The sequence below is a fragment of the Citrobacter sp. R-1.5.2 genome, from assembly GCF_035064245.1.
Lineage (GTDB): Bacteria > Pseudomonadota > Gammaproteobacteria > Enterobacterales > Enterobacteriaceae > Citrobacter.
In genome coordinates this window covers 24,226-44,504 of record NZ_JASEYC010000022.1, presented here as the reverse complement: position 1 = coordinate 44,504, position 20,279 = coordinate 24,226, and the positions used below count along the sequence as shown (strand labels likewise).

Genomic DNA, 20,279 nt, shown 5'->3' with positions numbered 1-20,279 from the left:
TCGGTGGAGCTGCATGACAAGGTCATCGGGCATTATCTGAACATAAAACACTATCAGTAAGTTGGAGTCATTACCGGAAAGCTTAAAGTTTTACTCGATGAAATTATTTCGGCCTGTTCGAAAGTGGCGGGTTCAATACGGATTGAGAAAATCAAAAGTCATTATCCAAATTTATGGACTGAAGAAAAACTGTGATTCAAGAGAATCCGGGATATCCTTGTTGAGTATGAGGGGGTGAGCAAGTCCATCGGCGCGGTAGTGTTCGTTCTTTCTACTACCGCAACAAATATTAGGATCCTCGCTCATAACACAATAAAATTTAATTAATTTAAAGAAGTATTTATAAAATAAATCAATAAATAGGGGACGTGTATAAGTCAGAACGTCTAACCTCTACATCTATTGAATATCTCTTAACTATATCCTGTAACAAATTCAGCATCCACTCCGGTGAACGAGGAGATAAGTGGATTCTTTTAACGAATTTATTAATGTCAACGGTAATGGGGATTACATTTGGAGTTATGATTTTATCAAAATCGACTTTATTATTATCTTTGTCGAAAGGAAGTCTTTGGATCAAAAATCTAACTTCTCGCTCATGTTCAAATGATTTTCTTTTATGAGTAAAAGCATGAAACACATTTCCTATAGGAAATGCTTCCTTATCATAATCAATGTATTTTACCAAGCCAAGATATGCTTCCGATGGTAATATATGTTTTAAATCTGCATATGTGGTTTCAATTGCGACTGAAGCATCATTTTTACTATATAGGTCCCACATAGCAGCAGATTCGAATTCATTTGCATGCCAACAACTTATGTAAGTAGCTTTTCTTAGTTTCTTATTGAAGTCATAGATCAATTTTAAAGTTTTAGTATCATTTTCATTATCATCTTCTTTTAACTCTTGTATATAATTTATAATTCCGCGAGTATATGTTCCTTCATAGGGATCATCAAATAGATCTGAACGACATGCAAATAATTTTTGATGAGTAATTAATGACATGAATTTAGTGAAATCCATATATCTCCAGAGTGGAATGCTTTCGGTATTTGGTTGAGTAAAACACTCGTGATCAGTCGTTGCGGTCATCGTTACATCCCTCATTAAAAAATTAATTTTACAGTCGTATAAGGTTTATTTAAAGTAAAAACACACAAGTAATAGCTATAATGACAAATTCCGGTTTCTTAACTGTTAAGTAAACAGTAAAACCATTTCCTTAAGGCATATATATAACCTAGTTATTAACAATCAATTGACAATCAACCAAAGTCCTTTAAGAACAAGACATACATTAACCAATATCCGTTTCTGGTTCGAAGTTGACTATACGCTGGAAGTTTCAGATCTTAATTTGCTTCTTGCAACGCAACGCAACGCAACACAAGCTGCAATTACCTACACTTCCTTTCCCCGTCCCATTTTCAACACCTCATAAAACGTCCCCCGCCCAAGCCCATCCGACGGCAATTCCTGTTCCTTAGCCAGCGTCTTCAGCTTTCGAAGTATCTGGTCAGAAGCCGGTTTATCCGACGTCCCATAACGCCCGTCAGTCTCCTCAACCAGAAGCTGAACAAGCAGCCAGCAGAGTCGGGCAGTATTCTCCCGAGCCTTGTCGCGTTTATGCATTCCCCGCAGAGAAGGTTGTGCTGAAGCCGTGAGATCCGGCAACGCATCGTCACCAAGCGTCTTCAGCCACTTACGGCCACGACTGTTACGCGACAGTTTCATCACCGCCTTCAGGCTGCGGGCCTTAATTTCTGGCGGCGTCAGCTCATCATCAATAAGTCGCCAGGCCAAGGCAAACATCTCATCGGCATAGAACATGCGTTTGTTCGCCGGGGCGCTGACTATGCCAGTGGCTTTGATGGTGCGGCTGATGGCGTCGTGCAGGATTCGGTAATTCTCCTGATGTTCTTCCGGCAGGGCGTTTGCTGGTTGGGAAGCATCAAGGCCGAGAAGCAGAAGGGCGAGATGCCGCGCTTCCAGCAGCGGCATATCACATTCCCGTTCAAACAGATTCTGACGAATGGGACTGGTCACATTACTCTCCTTCCACGATCCGCAGCGGTTCTTCTGCACCGAGCAGCGCCTGCCGTCTGGCGGCATCAACGTAGTTTCCCCACCACTGCATCAGCGGTCTCCTTTGTTCCAGATAGTCGCTGCGGTTGTAGGCCGCTTCGATCTCGTCTTCTTTCTGGTGTGCCAGCGCAGACTCCAGGACTTCGCGGGGAAAATGACCTGCGCCCGCCGTTCTGGCGATGCTGCGCATGCCGTGGGCGACCAGCTCACCGCCGAACCCCATACGGATAAGCGCGGCGTTCGCGGTCTGCTGGTGCATATGCTCCAGTGGTTTACGGATGCTGGGAAAGACCCACGGGCGATGGCGGCTGACGGGCTCCATGATCTGAAGAACGCGCAGCGCCTGTTTGCTGAGCGGCACCGTGTGCGAACGGTTCATCTTCATAAAGGTGTCAGGGATACGCCATTCCGCTTTTTTCATATCGATGTCGCACCAGCGGGCGCTGACGGCTTCGCCGGGGCGAACCCAGGTCAGTAGTTCCCATTCGATAAGGCAGCGGGTTTCCTTGCGGATAGATGCGTTCTGTAGCGCCAGCATTAACCTGCCCAACTCGCTGGGGTGGAGGGCGGGCATGTTCTGCTTTTTCGGTTTCTTGAAGCGGGCGACCAGGTTGTCAGCCGGATTGAACTCGATGAGCTCTTCGGAGATGGCGAAGCGGAAGATTTCATTAAGCCGTGAGATGACTCGCCGCAGCGTTTCGAGGATGCCCTGTTCTTCCAGCGGTGTGAGGTGTTCCTTGAGCATCTTCGGGCGGATCTCAGTGACGGGCGTGTTACCCAGAGAAGGGAAGACGTGCATCTCCAGCGAACGCCAGACATCTTTGGCGTGATCTTCGCTAAGATCGCTGGTCCGTTTCTTCTCTTTGAGCCACTGTTCCGCAACTTTTTCCAGCGTGCATTCATTCTGGATGCGTTTTTCTTCGGCTATTCCTGCTAAGTGTTGACGGGGATCGATGCCCTGCCAGAGCAGTCGTCTGTACTTCGTGCGAGTTTCGCGAGCCATGGCCAGTGTAACGACCGGGTAAGGGCCAAGGCTGGTTTTGGTGCGCTTTTTGGTGACGGGATGATAATACTCGAAATGCCAGGCCTTCCTCCCTGAAGTCTTAACCAGCAAGTACAGGCCTTCACCGTCCCGTAGCTCATAGTCCGTGCTACGGGGCTTCGCGCCAGCGATCTCCACATTTGTTAAGGGTTTCAGTTGCTTAGGCATGTTTTAGCACCACGCTTTTTTAGCCCCACGATACCGTGGTGCTAAACATGGTGCCAAAAGGTCAAGATTCATACAGAGATCATGACCACACATGCAACAAAAAAAGCCTGCAACTCGTTGAAGTTACAGGCTTTTTTAAGGTTCATGATGCATCATGAATGAATGTTTGGTGGAGCTGGCGGGAGTTGAACCCGCGTCCGAAATTCCTACATCCTCGGTACTACATGCTTAGTCAGTCTTTACATTCGCCTGGCACCTGCGGACAGACACGCCACTACCAGACTAGCCTGATTAGTTTTAACGCTTCAACCCCAGGCAGGGCATCCACGCGATCTCTTTTGGGTTTGACCTCTCTTTGATCCCCGTCTTAAGAGCGGAAGCTAGGGAGAGAGGGCTCAGAGCAGGTTATTAAGCTGCTAAAGCGTAGTTTTCGTCGTTTGCGACTATTTTTTTGCGGCTTTTTACGAGGCCAACCGCCCCTCGGCATGCACCTTGGGTTTCGCGAATCCCGTCGAATCCAGAATCAGCCCCAATGTGTTGCAGCAAGTATAACAGACTTGTGACACGCGTGACCAGCCCCCACAACCCCTTAACCGCAAGGATTTACCGCTCGCGCAGTGCTTCTTTTGCACGATTAAATGGTTTGATTAAATAGTCGACGATGGTTTTTTCACCTGTTTTTATATCCACAGTGGCAATCATGCCCGGTACGATAGAAAAATGGCGTCCCAGCTTGTTCTGTAAAAAGTCCTGATGGGTACGTATGAAAACACGGTAGTAGAAGATCTCCGGCTTCACTTTGTCCTGAATGGTATCTGGGGAGATGGTTTCTACCACGCCCTCCAGTCCTCCGTAAATGGCGTAGTCATAGGCAGTAATCTTTACCAGTGCCCGCTGTCCGGGGTGAATAAACGCGATATCGCGCGGTGACAGGCGGGTTTCAATCAGCAAATGATCGTCTACTGGGACAATCTCCATCATTTCACCGTTAGGAGGGATAACGCCGCCAATCGTGGTGACCTGGATGTTTTTTACGATACCGCGCATCGGGGCGCGAACGGTCAGGCGGGTGACGGAATCTTCGCGACCTTTTAAGATAGCCGCCAGCATATCGACCTCGGCGTTGGCCTTCGACAGCGCTTCACGCGCCTGCACGTAATATTGCGAGCGCAGGTCGGTTATTTTGAGTCCAAGATCGCTTTTTTGTCGTTGCAGGCGCAGGACTTCCACATGGCTGGCGGCACCGCTTTTCTCCAGCCGTTGGGTGATCGCCAGTTCTTTGTTCACGGAGACCAGCGCATCCTGTAGTTCCACCATCGAATCGGCAAGCTGCGCCCGGCGGCTTTTATATAACCGGGTTTCAGAGGCAATAAGTTCCGGCCAGGCCTGCAGCGAGCTGGGGAACGTTAGCTGCAAATCGTTGACTTCGGCATTCAGTCTGGCGCTTGACGCTAAAGATGCACGGTATCGGGCGGCGCTTTCACCCACGTTGGATTCAGAACGCGTTGGGTCGAGGCGGGCGACAATCTGGTTGGCCTGAACTTTATCACCTTCGTGCACGCTGAGTTCGGCGAGGATCCCGCCGTCAAGCGACTGCAATATTTGTTCACGCGAGCTGGGGATGACTTTCCCACTGCCGGTAGAGACCTCATCCAGTTTGCCGAAATACGCCCATCCCCCCAGGATGGCAAAAAGCAGTGTGCTGAGCAGAATAATGCGGCTGGCACCGGAAAAACGGTGTTCCCGGAGGATATCGAGGTCGTCCATGGCGGCGTCATGCGGATTGGTTTTCATTTTTCCACTCCCGACCGTGAGTCTGTGCAGGTGCCCGATTTGCATTTAGCGCCTGCGCTTTTGGGGCATCCATGACCAGCTGACCTTCTTTGAGTACCACCACGCGCTCGACCAGCTCCAGAACCGGAACGCGATGTGTGGCGACAATCAATGTGCGGTTGCCCAGCCACTGGTTTAACCGTTGTATAAATTCCCGCTCGGTGTGTTCATCCAGCGAGGCACTGGGTTCGTCGAGCAGTACGATATTGGGCGATCGCAGTAACATTCTGGCGAGCAGAATCGACTGACGCTGCCCGCCGGAAAGCCCATTACCGCCTTCCATAATGGGGTGTGCCAGCCCTTTGGCGAGTTGTTTGACGAATGCAGATGCGCCACTGACCTCCAGCGCTTCGAATATCTGCGTGTCGCTGGCATGCGGTGCGCCGAGTGTCAGATTCTCGCGTAACGTACCGAAAAAAAGCCGCGCGTTCTGGCTGAGAAAGCCGATATTGCGGCGTAAATCAGCCATATCGATTTGCGCCAGACTCAGGTTATCGAGTCGGACATCACCCTGAATAATCTCCACGCCGCCCGCCATGGCCTGTAGCAGGGTTGATTTACCCGCGCCGTTACGCCCGAGTATCGCAATCCGCTCTCCGGGCATCACTTCCAGGCGCGAGATGCGTAACGGTACGCGCTGGTCGTCACTGTGGTAGCGAAAGTGCGCATTTTCAAACAGATAGTGGCCGCGGAAGATTTCCTGGTGTATCCGGTCTTCATCGTGCTGCGTCTCGGTGGGAAGTTGCATAATGCTGTCCAGCCCCATTTTGGCTGCTTTGACCTGCTGCCAGCGAGCCAGCACACCACACAGGTTAGCCATCGGGGCGATCATCCGTGATCCGAGCATCGAGGCGGCGACCACGGCCCCGGTGGTCATCGTGCCTTCAATAACCATGGGCGCACCGAACATAATGATGGCGGCGTAAACCAGGCTTTGTACTGACATCCCCCAACCGATCAGCCCCTGGGTAAGCTTGCGTGTGCGTAGCCCGGACTCGCCAGTAATGCGGATATAGCTGTTCCATTGCTGTAAAAAGCGGTTCTCCGCCTGCATTAGCTTGATATCTTCCAGCCCCTGAACGCTTTCGACCAGCACCGCGTTGCGCAGAGTGGATTCATGTGCGGCCTGGTTAGCAAGTACCGCCAGTTTTTTCTGTAATAACAGCCCCGGCAGAATCATCAGAATGGCAGCGACGGGGGCTATCCACGCCAGCGGCGGAGCAATGCACGCCAGTACGACAATAAACAGCAGGAAAAACGGCAGGTCGACGATGGTCGACATGGTTGAGGAGGTGATCATCTCCCGGATCTGCTCCAGCTCGCGGAGTTGGGAAATAAAACTCCCTGTTGAGCGGGGAACCGCGCTATTGCGCAACCGCAGGGCGTGGCTGAACACGCGATCGGAAATACGCATGTCTGCACGTTTACCGAGTAGATCCATAATGTGGGTACGTGCTTCGCGAAGCAAAAAGCCAAACAATACCGCGACCAGGACACCGGTCGAGAGAACATAGAGAGTCGGATATGACTGGGCGGGGATCACCCGGTCGTAAACCTGCATTGAAAAAATTATCCCGGAGAGTGACAGGACGTTAATCAGAAATGCAGCAACCATGACGGGCAGGTAAGGGCGGATATCTTGTAAAACCAGCTCGCGTATCCAGTCGGGTTTAAAGCGCGAAATATAGCGATCAACCCGACTGTCTTTTAACGCCGATAACGGGCGCAGTGCGGTGATAGTATGGATTTCTGGCAGAAGCTCTGCCACCGCCAGCCGGTTGCGCTGTCCCTCGTCGGCAATAATAAAGACATCCAGTGTATCTTCACCGTTGAAATGTTCTATCACCATGATTTGGCCGTCGTGCAGTTCCGCCACCACCGGTAAACGCCATTGGTTAAGTACCTGCTTTGCGGTATCCAGCGTATGAAAGGAAAGTCCCGCCTGGCGCGCTAATTGCGTCAAAGCAAGGGTTTTGCTTTTCCCCTCGAACCATGGGGCGTTGGCCTGGATAGCGCCTGGCGAGCAAGTAAGGCGATAGTGGCTGGCAATGTGGGTAACTGCCTGCGCCCACTGGCTCAGGGCGGGTTCGCCAATAGCATCTTCAACAACAGGCTCGACGTCGCTCATAGCTGGATCTCCACCGATTGAATGCTGCGGTTATTTAAGGCGAACGCCTGGCGCAACGATCCGGTGTTGTAGAGGCAGTTCAGTTGTAGCTGGCGCAGCTGGCTTTGGGTCTGGAGTTCGGCAAAACGGGCCTGGTACACTTCCTGTTCGGCGTTAAGAACATCAAGTAATGGGCGTGAGCCGAGATCCAGATACTGCTGTTGATACAGTTCACGAGTGCGTTCGCTCAGCCGCTGCTGGCGGCGCAGGATCTGTAATGCAGTCGCGAGGCTCATTGCCTGGCTGCGGGATTCCAGTAATTTTTGCCGTACTTCAAGTCGGGTGCGCTGAATAGAGTACTGTGCGGACTCTACCGCGTGGCTGGCGGCGTTGCGCCGGGCGGTGAGACCGCCGCCCTGATACAGCGGCATTTCGACTTTTACCCACGCTGAGTACTGCGTTTTGTCGAGCACCTCATGGCTGGGGTATTTGTCGTTGAGATAGTGCTGAACAGATGGCTCCAGGGAAATGGTTGGCGTCATCTGTGCGTTGGCGTAATCCAGATTGGCCTGTGCGACGTTCGCCTGCGCCCAGGCCGCCAGCACTGCAGGAACTAACTTATCCTCCGGTTTTACGACATCGCAACTGCTGTCCAGTTTTACCGGAAACTCATTGCTGATGCCGTTCAGTGTGCGCCAGCCGAGATAGCTCATCAATGTCGCTTTGCTACTGTCGAGATTGGCCTGATATTGCGCCAGCTGTGAACGAGCAGACTCAATACGCGCATCGGTTTGTACCACGTCAGACAGCGAGGTCGCCCCTTCATCATTACGTTCTCTGGTCAGTCGACCAATACCGTTTAGCGCGACCAGTTGCTCTTCGGCGGCATCCACCATCTGTTGCCATGTCTGAACCTGGACGATGGCATTGGCGGTGGCGTGGGCGACAGTATCGATGCTGAGTAACACGTTTGCCTGTTGTTGCGCCGAACCGGCGGCTTCGGCGCGCACCTGGCTGGCGACTTTGCCAAAGTCATACAGCATTTGTGACACCGAAATGACCAGTGCAGGGCTGAAGCCATGGTCGGTGTAGGTATTGCTGTAGCCGTTGTTCATTCCGGCTGTAACTTGCGGATAATATTTCGCTTTCGCCACGTCTATCTGCTCATTTTGCGAGAGCAGTTTGCCAATGGATTCACGAATAGAAGGATGCCAGCTCACTGCGCGGCTCACCGCGTCGTTAAGCGTCAGGCTTCCGGGAGCGGCAACGCTTAGCGGCAGATCGGCCACAGAGCCATCCAGAGAGGGAAGCATCTGACTGGTTGCCAGCCCTTCCGGCGTAATAATTTGCGGTTCATCTTCGGCATTCGCATGAACGGAACAGAACGTTAATGCCAGCAGTACAGCGACAGGGGCGACATTTCTCATGGTTTATCCCTTGCAAAATAGGGCAGTGACGACTGTTATTGCCCCGGACGTCATGGCATCCGGGGCTGTTGTTATCTCGTTATAGCGGTATGGCGTTCGTTTCAGGTCACAATGTGATTTTGTTGGATCAGCTCATCGAGCGTGGTGTGTACGTTCTCCAGTGTTACGAGGTTAGTGGTGTGGTACGTACTGCCTGTACCGTCGCGGTCAATGGAAACGACGGTGTTGTTACCGCTGGTGGTCACCGTGAGGTAGTTACCGAGCGTGGCATTTTGTCCGTTCCAGCCTACCAGCAGGTCGCCGATGTCGATTTTGTCGCCCTGCGCCAGCGAGAAGTTGGTCCAGGTGTCTGCCGTTCCGTTACCGCCCGTTGCATCGCTGGCATTAAGCAGGTGATAAATCAGCGTATCGCCGTAGACCGAGCCGATGATCACGTCATGTTGCGCGGTGCTTGCCATCTGTGGATTCATATTGATGGTCAGCGTCGCGGTGTCCGTATGCCCGTTTTGGTCGTTAAGCGTATAGGTAAATGTCTCTTTGCTGGCCATCGACGCCACGGTTGTACCCTGTTTCAGCGTATAGATGTATGAGCCATCCAGATTCATGGTCAGTGAGCCATAATGACCCTGAATTGTTGTGCTACTGATGCTGCTGGTTGGATTGAGTGTGGCGGTACTGCCGTTAAAGCCGGTGATAGTGAGCTGGGTATGGACGGTTGAGAGCTGATCGTGCGCGCCAGCGGCATCACTGCCATCAAAAATATTGCCATTCACCGTCGTGGCGTTAACGTCCCAGGTATTGAGGTGCCATGTCGTGCCCGTGACGTTCGGCGTAATGCTGACGTTGCCAACGGCCAGTCCCCCCATCGTTCCTGTGAAGCTGATGCTGTAATGACCCGCGGCTAGCTCGGCATTACCCAGTGAGACGGCAATTGAACTGCCTAACAGGCTGATAGCACTGGCGGGTACAGAGCCTGAAAGTGAGAATCCGTCAGGACCGGTGATTGTCCAGGTCACGCCCAGCGTACCGACGGTGATAAGGGTGCCGATGCTGAAGTTGAGCGTGGCGCCTTTCAGTACGTCATTTGTTGCGATGTCAAACGAACCTGAACCGGTTGCTTTGCTCCCCAGCGTCGGAATTGTCGCGGTGCCCAGCGCGCCGCTTCCGTATGCCGCAGAATCCTGAACGGTACTCACCGCCATCATGCCGCTGACGTCATTTACTGCGTCAAGCGCCTGCGGGGTCGCCGTAATGTTCAGCGAGGCGCTACCTGTATCGCCATTGGGGGCTTTGACCGTATAGACGAAACTGTCCGGTGTGCTGATGCTATCTGCACCCAGCCCGCTTTTCAGGGTATAGGTATAGTTCCCCTTCGCATCGATAGTCAGCGTGCCATATTGTCCGTTAATACTGGTGGTGCCCGTTCCGTTAATCGCAACACCATTCACTTCGGTGATGACGCTGTTTATCGGAGCCGAGTCATTGACCAGAATATTACCGTTGGTTACCGCGCTGAGACTGTCCACCGCGTAGGTATGATCCGCCTGAATATTCAGGGTATAGCTGGTCAGTAACGTCAGGCCGCCAGAGGCGTTAAGCAGGAAAAGATAGTCACCACCTGGCAGCGTGATGGTATACGCCGAAGAGCTGCCGCCCAGCAGCGCCGTAACCCAGTTTGGCTGCACCCGATATTGTTCATACTGCTGAATAGCCTCGTTGAAGCGATAGACATACAGATCAAAACCGCCAAGCGTCACACCGAGGACATTCGCCTGCACAGTCAGCGTGCGGGTTGCGCCGTCATCCACGTTGAACTTAATCGGGTTAGTCAGACCGTTGACCAGACTGACGTCGAGGACATCACCCAGCCCGACATTTGCCAGTGTGAAGCCAGTTTGTTTTGACGTGCCGTGGTCGACCGCGATCACCTGGGTTCCGTAGGTCAGTGACGCCACATCATCTGCTGCCGTTACCGTGCTGGTGGTTGGGGCCTGGCCCAGCGTGACAACCAGTTTGGCTGAGGAATGGTCTGTGCCATGCGTCAACGTATAGGTGAAGCTTTCGGAGCGGCCATACACTGATATTGCTGTATTGGTCAGGGTATAGGTATAACTGCCGTCCTGGTTAATATGCAGGGTGCCGTATTTACCCTGTACATTCACGCCGCCTGCCGTGACGTTTACCACGGTGCCGTTACCATCGGTAATGGCGGTGACCAGCGTGCCGGAAGGGGCGTTATCCTGCCCGTTGGTGGGATCGGTATCGGTGATGATGTTACCGGATTCTGTGGTCCCCCCGGTGATGGTTCCGCCGTTGGTTTTCACCACGGCAACGTCCAGGCTGGTGTAAGCGCCGGTCGCCAGCAGGTTAGTGTTGAAGCTGACCACGCGATAATCCCCGCCTGTCAGCCCATCATAATTAAGCGTCACTCCAGAGGCTCCGATGGTCAGCAAACTGGCAAAATTGGGTTTCGAAGTATCGACCACGGTTATCCAGGTGTTGAGCAAGGAGTCATAGCGCTGGATAACAATCTCCATTGAGTTTAATAGTGACAGCACAATGCCGGTCGCCGCGGCGTTAATGGTGATGGAGCCACTACCGCCAGACTGGATGCTGAAATTAACGCTTGCCGTATCATTCCCCAGCACGTTGGCGACGCTACCCAGTGCGTTCACCAGCAGGAAACCGTAATCGCTTTGATGCTCAGTGCTGACTGTCACGTCAGTCTGTAGCGGCAAACGGGTGACATTATCTTCAGCCAGCAGAGGGAGTACCGGCGCGATGACGCTGGCAGGCGATGACGTGTTGCCCGCCGCGTCGGTTGCCGTTGCAGATAACGACTGACCTTCAATCTGGCGTACAGGCAAGGTGGCACTGTAGACCCCACTGCTGTTGGCGACCGCTGTCACGCTGGTGCCACCGGGCAGGGATATCGTAACCGTACTGCCGGCTTCGGCAATACCGCTCACTGTTCCGCCATCGGCGCTGATCAGAATCGTCGGGGGGGGCGGTGGCGTGGTATCCACAATGACGCTGAACGAGCCAGACAAAATGCTCGAGCCGTTGGCATTTGTGGCGTTGGCGGTAAACGCATGGTTGCCTTCACTCAGGGCGCTGCCTGGCGTAAAACTCCAGATCCCATTCCCGTCTGCGGTTGTGCTACCCATCAACGTGCCGTTGTTATACAGGTTGATAACGGCGTTTGCCTGCGCAGTTCCGCTCAGTGTTGGGCGGGTATCATTGGTGGTTTTCCCGGCGGTGACCAGGCCCGTGATAGTGCCGACATCATCGAATACGCTGGAGATCACCGGCGCGGGAGGAACACCGGTAAACGGGGCCAGCACGTTGCCGGCGGTGCCGATATTGCCAGCGGCATCCTGTGCGCTGACCTGCAGCGTTTGCCCACTAATTTGCGGTGGATTCAGGGTAAAGGTGAAGTTACCGGAAGCATTTGCTGTTGTGGTGCCGAGTACCGTTCCGCTACCGGAGGTGATAATGACCGTACTGTTCGCTTCGGCCACGCCGGTTAACGCCGTACCATTGGCGTTGACCGCCAGCCCGGTTGGAACAGCGGGTGCGATGGTATCGACAACAATGGCTATTGCAGACGAAAATCCACTGATATTCCCCGCAGCATCTGTCGCCGTGATGGTAAACGAATGAGCCCCTTGAGCCAGATCAGTGGACGGCGTGTAATTCCAGTTGCCGGTGCTGTCAGCCGTTACGCTGGTGACAAAACTGCCATTATCATAAATATCGACTCGCGCGTTGGCCTCTGCGGATCCGTTCAGGGTTGGGCGTGCGTCATTGGTGGGCTGATTGCTGCCAATCGCACCGGTGTTGGGGCCAACATCATCAATAATGCTACTTATTGAAGGCTGTGCCGGAGCCGCGGTGTCCACCACCACGGTAAAACCTGGTGTTGCGCCGCTGGTATTCCCTGCCGCATCGGTAGCGGTCACGGTGAAGGTATGGGACCCGGTCGCGAGCGGCGTGGTCGGGGTAAATGTCCAGCTATTATTGCTTTGCACCAGAGCGGTACCAAGCAGAGTGTTCCCGTCATAGATACTGACAGTGCTACCGGCTTCGGCGGTGCCGTTGAGCGTTGGGCGGGCATCGTTGGTGAGCTGCCCGTTGTTCAGCGCTGCATTGAAAACACCGCCTGCGATATCATCTATGACCGAGATCAGTTGTGGGATTGGCGGTGGGTTCGTATCGACATTAATAATAAATCCGCTTGAGGTGGCACCGATATTGCCGGCGGCGTCTGTGGCGATAGCAGTGAATGTATGTTGGCCGTTGCTCAGTGTGGGGGGCAGATATTCCCACGTCCCATCTATTGTGGCGGTTACCGTCCCCAGCAGCGTGCCGTTATCGTAAATCGCGACCCGGGCATTCGCTTCCGTTGAGCCACTGAGCAGCGGGCGGGTGTCATTGGTCCAGGCCCCACTGGACAGCGTCCCGGTGCCGGGCTGTACATCATCGACGGCCTGGATAATGGTGGGGGCAAGCGGAGCAACGGTATCCACAATGATGTTAAATGTGGCGGATGACTGACTGACGTTTCCGGCTGCGTCCGTGGCGGTCACCGTGAGCGCATGGTTACCATTTCCAAGTACAGCTGTTGGCGTGAAGCTCCAGGCTCCATTGGCGTCAACTGGGGCGGTACCGAGATAGGTGCCATTGTCATAAATTTTGATCGTGGAATTGGCTTCTGCCGTACCACTGAGCGTGGGTTGCGCATCATTTGTGGCCTGGCCGTTGTTCAGATTACCTGTCAGCGGGCCGACATCATCTGCTACCTGAGAAATGATGGGTATACCCGGCGATACGGTATCAACGATGAGCCCAAAGCCGTTCGATGCAGCGCTGGTGTTACCTGCACTGTCGGTCGCGGTGACGGTCAATGTATGCGGTCCGTTGCTCAGTGCATCCGTTGGGGTAAAGTTCCAGATACCTCCCGCCCCCACGGTGGTGGTGCCAATGGGTTGGCCATCGCTCAGAACGGTAATGGTCGCCCCCACTTCGCCCGTGCCGCTCAGTGCCGGACGTGTTTCGTTTGTCGTCTGCCCATTGGTTATCGCGCCTGTTGTGGGAGCCGTATTGTCCAATACCGTGCTAATGATAGGGGGCTGCGGGGCGATGGAATCCAGTTCGAGGGTGAAGGACGAAGATACGCCTCCCATATTGCCCGCCTGATCGGTGGCAACGGCGGTAAAGATGTGTTGCCCCTGAGTCAGCGGGGTATCCGGCGTGAAGCTCCAGTTGCCGGACTCATCAACCTGGGTTGTACCAATATCAACGCCTTTATCGCGGATAGTGATAGAGGCGCCGATCTCTCCTTTGCCGTTCAGCGTGGGTTGTGCATCGTTAGTTAATTGTCCGTTAGTCAGCGATGTGTTGCCGGGTTGATCGTCAATCACCGAGGTAATGCTCGGTGCTGCGGGCGGCAGCGTATCAACAACCAGAACGAAAGGTGGGCTTGCCGGGCTGATGTTGCCAGCACCATCCGTGACGGTTGCGGTGAACGAATGATTGCCTTCACTAAGTGCTGGAGCCGGTGTAAAGCTCCAGTTACCGTTTTCATCGCTGGTGGTTGTGCCAATTACCGCGCCATTATCGCGAATGGTCACTACTGAATCGGCCTCGGTGACGCCAGCAAGCGACGGGGTGTTGTCGTTGGTTAGCTGTCCGGATGTAAGGGACTGCGGGGTACCGACGTCGTCCATTACCGACACAATAGAGGGCGCGCTTGGGATTAACGTATCGACAATAATCCGGAAGCTGTTGGAGGGATCGCCCAGGTTGCCTGCAGCATCCGTTGCGCGTGCGGTAAAGATATGCTCGCCTTCTCCCAACCCATCAGTTGGTGTATAGCTCCAGTATCCGCTGCCACTCACGGTGGTTATGCCAATCGCGATACCTTTATCGTAAAGGGTGATCGTCGCGCCCGCTTCGCCAGTTCCATTGAGGGTCGGGCGTGAATCGTTGGTAATTTGTCCGGTATCTAACGATCCTGTACCCGGTAACACGTCGTCAATTACGCTGGTGATCGCAGGGGCTTGTGGGGCGGCAGTATCGATAGTGATGGCGTAATTGGGCGATATGCCACTGTCTATACCCGCAACAGTTTGCGATACGGTGAAATTGTAAGTCGTGCCGTTTGTCAGCGGAGCGGATAATGGATAGCTCCATGCGCCGGAAACGGCATCGGCGGTGACCGTACCGATTACATTCCCATCCTGATAAATTTTGACCGTTGCTCCTGCCGTGGCGGTTCCTTGTAACAGCGGCAAGGTGTCATTGGTGGTTTTACCGTTGCCAATCGCTCCTGTAACAGGCGAGACATCATCAATGATTTCGAGAGTTGGCGGATGCGGAATGCTGGACGTGGCCGCGTTAAATGGCGTAGGGTCGCTGCTATTGCCCGCCTGATCCTGGGCGATTGCGTTCAGATTCTGCCCCGTAGTTTGTGCGGGTGAGATCGTGACGGTGTAGGCACCTGTGACGCTATTCGCAATGCCCTGGCCCAGTACCGTAGTACCACTTCTGATGATGACGGTGCTGCCCGGCTCGGCTGTCCCGCTTACCAGCGTGCCGTTTGGGTCAACACTGGTGACGATTGGCTCGGCGGGAGGCTGTGTATCGAGCTTCAGCGTTACAGGATTACTTGCTGACAACGAGTTACCTGCGGCATCTTGCGCACCGAAATATAGTGTGTGAGAGCCTTCGCCAACAAGGGGAACATCCACCTGCCAGGAACCATCCGCGCGAACTGTGGTTCTGACAATTTCAACATTGTTCTCCATGTAAATGATGACGCTGCTGCCTGGCGTACCAGTACCGATAAAGGTTGGGGTTGTATCGTTCGTGATACTACCATCGGTCAGCGAGCCGGTAATTCCCTCGACGTTATCCTGAATATCGGTGAGCTGTGGCTGGGTCAGAGCTTTGGTATTGATAGTGAATGAAATGCTGTTTGAGCTGTTGCTGGCATTACCTGCCGCATCGGTGGCGATAGCAGTCAGCGTGTAGTCTCCGTTTGCCAGTGGTAAGTTTGGTGTAAAGACCCAACTGTCATTAATTACAGTAGTAGTACCGATTACTGTGATGCCGTTATACAGGGTGATGGTATCGCCGCTAGTTCCGCTCCCACTGATGGTTGGGGTGCTATCATCGGTTACGGCATTTGGCAGAAGATTGCCCTGGAAACCGCCAACATTATCATTGGCGGTAAGAATAACAGGGGGATCAGAGGGCGTAGTATCGATCTCCAGGAGGATGGCATTTGATGGCGGGCTGACGTTGCCAGCAGGATCGGTCGCCGTAATGGTTACCTGATAAACATCCTGGGGAAGTGGCACTGATGGTGTAAAGCTCCAGCTACCGTCTGCACCAACCGTCGCCGTACCCTGCGACGAAGAGTTGCCATTAAGATAGAGGGTAATGAGATCGCCGACATTCCCCGTGCCGCTGAACGTTGGCGTGGTGTCGTTAGTTATGCCGTTGGTCACGACCCCGGTTATCGGATTGACGTCATCCGTAATGGTGGGTGGGAGCGGTTGCGTTGGCGGCAGATTATCCACCGTCAGCGTAAAGCCCGCCGATGGGATCCCTGTGTTGCCCGCGGCGTCGGTCGCCGTGGCGGTGAATTTATGCGGCCCATCTGCAAGTGAGGTTGGGGTAAATGTCCAGGTGCCGTCTGGCTGTACGGTAGTGATGCCGGCGAGGCCGCCATTCTCATAAATCGTAATTGTCGCGCCCGGTTCACCTGTTCCTGACAGTGTGGGGTTGTCGCTTTTTGTGCTGCCGCCATTACTCAGTACTTTAGTTTCCAGGCCAATAAGCCCTTCCGCTGAGGTGATGATCGGGGCCGCGGGTGGCGTTGTATCGACAGTCAGCATGAAACTTCCGGCGGTACTGGCGTTCCCCGCCGCATCTGTCGCGATAGCTGACAATGTGTGCGAGCCTTCACTAAGTGGCTGGGTGACCGGGAAACTCCAGGTTCCTCCGGCCACCACGGTGGTCGTTCCAATCGGTGTAGCACCATCGTAGATAGTGATGGTGGAGCCAACTTCTCCGGTCCCCTTCAGTGACGGCAGGTTATCGTTTGAGCGACTACCAGAAGGCAAGTCAACGGGTGCATTTCCGATGTCATCGGTGGCGGCTGAAATGGCTGGTACCCCTGGTGGCTGGGTGTCAACGGTAATGGTGACAGCGACGGGGGAGGTGACGACGTTACCAGCGGCATCCGTTGCGGATATGGTAAAACGATGGTCGATATCGGCAAGCTGCTTGTTGTCCGGGACGGTATAGCTCCAGGTACCTGACTTGTCGATGAGCATCACCGTCATCAGCAAACCGTTATCATACAGGTTCACCAGCGAGCCTGGCTCGCCGGTCCCTGAGAGGGTCGGCGTGTTGTCGTTGGTTATCCCGTTGTTATTCGCGATGTTACCGGTGATGGTTCCGACGTCATCGTTGATCAAAGTAATAGCCGGGACGGCCGGCGCGACGCTATCGACAATGATTTTCCAGCTGGCGGCGCTACTGGTGTTGTTGGCGGCATCGGTTGCCGTAACCGTAAACACGTGAGCGCCCTGGCTCAGCGCGGTGGTCGGCGTGTAGTCCCAGTTACCATTGATATCGGCGGTAACGGTGGTTAGCAGGGTGCCATTATCATAAATTTTTACCTGCGAGCCCGCTTCGGCAGTGCCCTTAATTTCCGGTTTATCATCGTTAGTCAGCGTGTTGTTATCAATTTTTCCGATGACATCGGGAACATCGTCTAAGACGGCAATAATAATCGGTTGGTCTGGCGCGGTAATATCCGGAGCCAGTGCGGAAGCGGGCAGACTTTCGTTGCCTGCACTGTCCGTTGCGGTCACTTTTACCGTTTCACCATTGATTTGTGACGGGGTGATCGACACAACAAAGTGACCACCACTGTCTGCCTGACCCACGCCAATCGTACTCCCGTTGCTGTCTTTTACGGTGATGGTGCTGCCGATTTCAGCATGTCCACTCACTGAACCACCATCCCCGGCGACAATCACCCCTGTCGGCGCATCAGGTGCGGTGCTGTCTGGCGCTGTGAGTGCTGTGTTACCACTGGTATTGCCTGCGGCATCCGTTGCGTTGGCGACAAGATGTTCGCCGTTAGTTTGTGGCGGAACCAGTGTGGCGGTGAAATCTCCGTCAGCATCAGCGGTGGTTGTGCCAATGATAGTGCCACCAGGATTGAGAATATGTACGGTACTGTTGGGCTCTGCCGTGCCGGAAACCTGATCGCCCGCATTATTGATTGTCAGGTTTGTGGGCGGTAGCGGGGCGGTGATATCGGGAGCGATCGCCGTTTCAGGTAAACTCGTGTTTCCTGCCGGATCGGTAGCGATAGCGGTGATGGTTTCGCCATTGGTTTGTGGTGGGTTTATGGTGACAGTAAACGAGCCATCTGGCCCGGTAACACCACTGCCGATTACATGATTGTTATTGTCGGTTATCGTCACGGTACTGCCGGGTTCAGCCGTACCCGTGACGACAGCGCCATCGGCAGATACGGTCAGATCGTCTGGCGACAGCGGCGGCTGAGTATCGATATTGATATTGAAGGCCGTCGACATTCCCCCCGTACCCAGGTGGTTAGTTGCCGTCACGGTGAAGGCATATGAGCCGTCCCGCAAGTTTGTGCTGGAGGTCCAGTTCCAACTACCGTTGCTGTCGGCGACGACGCTGTCGATATATGCCCCGTTATTGTAAATTTTAACCGTACTGTTAGCCTCAGCTGTCCCGGAAAGCGTTGGGGTCGCATCATTAGTTGACTGATTGTTGAGCAATGGCCCAACGGAGGGAGCGACATCATCCATAACACTGACTATCACGGGTACGCCTGGATAACCGGAATTCGAGGCACTGAATGAAGTATCTGGCCCGATATTGCCTGCTTCATCCTGAATCTTTGCTGTCAGCGCTTCACCGTGTGTTTGCGCGGGCGATATGCCAATAGTGAAGGTACCGCCTGAACCGACGATTGCTGATCCCAGAACCTGGTTGTTACTGCCAATGATAGTGACAGTGCTTCCTGGCTCAGCACTACCCGTCACTGTAGTGCCTTCCTGATTCACTGAAGAAATTATTGCGGCGGCAGGTGGGGTTGTATCGATGGTAATGACCCAACTGTCTGAGATTGCGCTGCTGCCCGCATTGTTTGATGCGCTGACCGTAAACTGGTGAGTACCTTCTGCAAGCGGGGAGGATGGAGTAAACGTCCAGTTCCCGTTGGCATCGATAGTGACCTGACCTATTTCGGTACCGTTATCGAAAATATGTAAGGTTGCGTTCGCGGGGCCAGTGCCCTGAAGTTCTGGCGTATTATCATTAGTAGACGTCTGTTGATTGACAAGACCAGTAATGGGAGCCTGATTGTCAGTGACGCTGGTAATAATCGGTACGCCTGGCATCGTGGGCGTTGTCGTGGGTGGCGAGCCGCCATCACCATTTCCTTCGTTGCCATTTCCGTCACCAGCACCATTTCCTTCATTGCCATTGCCATTGCCATTGCCATTGCCATTGCCAGCATTATTGCCATTTCCGCCACCGCCACCGCCACCGCCACCGCCACCGCCACCACCGGCGGCGAGGCCGATTCCCCCCGCCACGGCGACGCCGCCAAGAACCCAGGGCCAGACTGCGCCGCCTTCATGACTGCCTTCGCTCGCCATCAATGGGGTGAGATCGTCCAGATGCTGATAGTGGAATGCGCCATCCGTATCCTGAACCCACCATAGCGCACCGTTGCTATCTTCAAGTACGAGCTGGCTTTGTTCATCACCTTTGCCAACGTAAAAGTTTTTAATTGTGATGGTTTCACCGGAGCGGAGTGTGACAATCAGATCCTGATTTACGCGGGAAAGTTGACTGATTTCTTCACGAGAAACAGACAGCTTCACGATGGAAGGTGAATTGAGCGTGACTTCAGAAGCTTCAATATTTGTGGAAACACCAGTCAATTTTGATACAACGGCGAGTAGACGCATATATTCACTCCTGATGGCAGGCCGAGAGTATTAATCCACAATAGCGTGTTGGGAAAATGAGCTGACAGGTGCCCGTTCATCATATAGATGAGTTTGCACGTGTGATTTCATTGATTAGGTCACGCAGGTATCAGTTTGTTTATCGAATACGTCAGAGCCTTTAAGTCTGAATAGTTCTTTCGTATTAGATGATATAGTCAGAAAGGATGTATTACGCAAATTATCTATATTAAAAATACATTGGGACAATTGAAAAGGATACTTTCCAGTACATGTTTTGGTTTTTGCTTAAACCTAAATCATTGTATATAAAGTTGTTTTTATTCTATGTGGTTTTTTTATAAAGCTAATAAACACCAGTAATAATAGTGTTATTGGTGAAGTGTAAAATATAAATAATACGCTCTTGAACTTTTACTTTATTAAGCTATGGACGCGATAAAATAATGGGAAGACTATTTTAGGTTTTAACGATTCAGCGGTGTAAAAACTATAATCCTGGTGAATGTAATGGATGGGTTTCAATAACTAAACAATAAGGGCCAGCCTCATGATGAGAGACTGGCTGCTG

At 53.2% G+C, this 20,279-nt stretch carries 8 protein-coding genes and 1 other RNA gene; 1 reads left to right on the top strand and 8 read right to left on the bottom strand.

The annotated features are described in order from the left end of the window. Positions 1-60, top strand: a 60-nt coding sequence (locus QMN38_RS27085; RefSeq protein ID WP_071528444.1) for an IS1 family transposase, incomplete at its 5' end; no start/stop codon positions are given. A 292-nt stretch (positions 61-352) separates the two neighbouring features. On the opposite strand, the gene QMN38_RS24230 is transcribed toward QMN38_RS27085, so the two are convergent. The 8 genes from QMN38_RS24230 to QMN38_RS24195 form a co-directional block, all read right to left on the bottom strand. Then, positions 353-1,102, bottom strand: coding sequence for a DUF2971 domain-containing protein (locus QMN38_RS24230; RefSeq protein ID WP_323606242.1), 750 nt, complete (start codon positions 1,100-1,102; stop codon positions 353-355). A 309-nt stretch (positions 1,103-1,411) separates the two neighbouring features. Further along, positions 1,412-2,056: a hypothetical protein gene (locus QMN38_RS24225; protein ID WP_323606240.1), complete on the bottom strand. Its 645-nt coding sequence runs from the start codon at positions 2,054-2,056 to the stop codon at positions 1,412-1,414. A 1-nt stretch (position 2,057) separates the two neighbouring features. Then, the gene (locus QMN38_RS24220) at positions 2,058-3,305 is read right to left on the bottom strand and encodes an integrase domain-containing protein (protein ID WP_211801584.1); all 1,248 of its coding nucleotides are present in this window, start codon (positions 3,303-3,305) and stop codon (positions 2,058-2,060) included. A 167-nt stretch (positions 3,306-3,472) separates the two neighbouring features. Then, positions 3,473-3,836, bottom strand: a transfer-messenger RNA (tmRNA) gene (gene ssrA / locus QMN38_RS24215). Between the two features lie 72 nt (positions 3,837-3,908). Beyond that, positions 3,909-5,072: a beta-barrel domain-containing protein gene (locus QMN38_RS24210; protein ID WP_323606246.1), complete on the bottom strand. Its 1,164-nt coding sequence runs from the start codon at positions 5,070-5,072 to the stop codon at positions 3,909-3,911. A gap of 7 nt (positions 5,073-5,079) precedes the next feature. Continuing rightward, entirely contained in the window at positions 5,080-7,266 is a 2,187-nt protein-coding gene (locus QMN38_RS24205) for a type I secretion system permease/ATPase (RefSeq protein ID WP_323606237.1), read from the bottom strand. Continuing rightward, positions 7,263-8,672: a TolC family outer membrane protein gene (locus QMN38_RS24200; protein WP_323606235.1), complete on the bottom strand. Its 1,410-nt coding sequence runs from the start codon at positions 8,670-8,672 to the stop codon at positions 7,263-7,265. The genes QMN38_RS24205 and QMN38_RS24200 overlap by 4 nt, the downstream gene beginning before the upstream one ends. Positions 8,673-8,773: 101 nt before the next feature. Beyond that, positions 8,774-19,708: a BapA/Bap/LapF family large adhesin gene (locus QMN38_RS24195; RefSeq protein ID WP_323606233.1), complete on the bottom strand. Its 10,935-nt coding sequence runs from the start codon at positions 19,706-19,708 to the stop codon at positions 8,774-8,776. Positions 19,709-20,279: the final 571 nt, after the last annotated feature.

What these genes read in the sequence shown, in the direction of transcription:
- QMN38_RS24230 (WP_323606242.1), bottom strand. Translation starts at nt 1,102, where the DNA reads ATGACCGCAACGACTGATCACGAGTGTTTTACTCAACCAAATACCGAA.
- QMN38_RS24220 (WP_211801584.1), bottom strand. Translation starts at nt 3,305, where the DNA reads ATGCCTAAGCAACTGAAACCCTTAACAAATGTGGAGATCGCTGGCGCG.
- QMN38_RS24210 (WP_323606246.1), bottom strand. Translation starts at nt 5,072, where the DNA reads ATGGACGACCTCGATATCCTCCGGGAACACCGTTTTTCCGGTGCCAGC.
- QMN38_RS24205 (WP_323606237.1), bottom strand. Translation starts at nt 7,266, where the DNA reads ATGAGCGACGTCGAGCCTGTTGTTGAAGATGCTATTGGCGAACCCGCC.
- QMN38_RS24200 (WP_323606235.1), bottom strand. Translation starts at nt 8,672, where the DNA reads ATGAGAAATGTCGCCCCTGTCGCTGTACTGCTGGCATTAACGTTCTGT.
- QMN38_RS24195 (WP_323606233.1), bottom strand. Translation starts at nt 19,708, where the DNA reads ATGCGTCTACTCGCCGTTGTATCAAAATTGACTGGTGTTTCCACAAAT.